Raw genomic sequence first — 1,217 nt, 5'->3', positions numbered from 1 at the left:
GTCCAGCTCCTGCCGGCCGAGCGCCGTCCCGCCATAGGTCTCGTTCATCGTGTCGACGAACGCCGCCGGCAGGTGGATATTGTCCCCCGTTCGCCCGGTCGTCTGGTGCAGCCCCGGCAGCGTCATCACCCGCCGCATCAGCGTGGTCGATCGCGGCGTGGTCGTCACCATCACGCGCGGCTGACTGCCCAGCCGCATGGTCATCATCAGATTGTCCCACGCTGCCTCGCCGCGCCGCCACTTGGCCAGCTCGTCACACCAGGCGGCGTGATGCTCTGGTCCGCGCAGCCCCTCGGGCGCATCCGCCGAATAGACCGTCGCCACCGCGCCGCCCGGCCAGCGTACCTCTCCCTTGCTCGCCGTCCAGACCGGCCGCACGTCCAGCCGCGCCGTCGCGATCACGCCGCTCGGCCCCTCCACCATCACGCGCCGCGCCTCTTCCGCCGTGGCGCCGACCAGCGCGATCCGCGCGCCGGGAACCTCGCGCGCGATCTCGTTGACCCACTCGGCTCCCGCACGCGTCTTGCCGAAGCCACGCCCCGCCCGGATCAGCCACACCCGCCAGTCCTTGTCCGGCCGATATTGCCCCCCGTGCGCAAACGTGTGCCAGCGCCCGGCCATCTCGACCTTCATCGGCACCGACATTTTCGCGATCACCCGGTCGCGCTTTTCCGGCGGCAGCAGCGCCAGTTCCAGCAGGAGATCGCGCTTCATGACGACCTCCCCCGCCGGGCCAGCCCGTCCAGCGCGCGCTTCAGCGCGGCGTCGGTTTCCGCCTCGGTCGGCATCTTGATCGGCAGAACCTCTGTCCGGCGCCCGCCACCGGACGCACGATGCCGCTGCAACATGCCGACCGCCAGTTGCAGGTCGCCGTTGCTCAGGCTCGCCGCGCCGTCCGCGCCCGCGATGCCGTCGATCTTGGTCAGCGCATAGACCAGCAGTGCATTCTCGAGCCGGTCGTAACCGATGTTCAGCGCCTCGTCCCAGGCCGCGGCGAAGGCGGCATCCACGCTGCGCCAGCGATACACGGTCGCCATGGTTCGCCCCGCCGCCGCTGCCGCCAGCGACACGTTGCACGTCTCCGCCAGCACCTTCGCGAAACGCAGCTGGCGCAGCCGCGTGGTGTGACCCGCAATGCGCTCGATCCCGCGCGCGCCGCCGGACAGCGCCGCCGCCATTTGGCTGTCGGCGGATGCCATGTCCTCAAGATCCTGCCC

Annotated in this window: 2 protein-coding genes; both read right to left on the bottom strand. The window is 70.8% G+C overall.

Going from position 1 to position 1,217, the window contains the following annotated elements; all coding sequences use genetic code 11:
* Positions 1-714: terminase large subunit domain-containing protein (locus AX702_RS10175; RefSeq protein ID WP_197420560.1), on the bottom strand; the 714-nt coding region annotated here is incomplete at its 3' end.
* Positions 711-1,217 (bottom strand): hypothetical protein (locus tag AX702_RS10170; RefSeq protein WP_066779031.1); only part of this gene is annotated, 507 nt, incomplete at its 5' end. The genes AX702_RS10170 and AX702_RS10175, both read right to left, overlap by 4 nt.

Source organism: Sphingomonas sp. CCH5-D11, assembly GCF_001557395.1.
Taxonomy (GTDB): domain Bacteria; phylum Pseudomonadota; class Alphaproteobacteria; order Sphingomonadales; family Sphingomonadaceae; genus Sphingomonas.
This window is presented reverse-complemented; position numbering and strand designations above follow the sequence as displayed.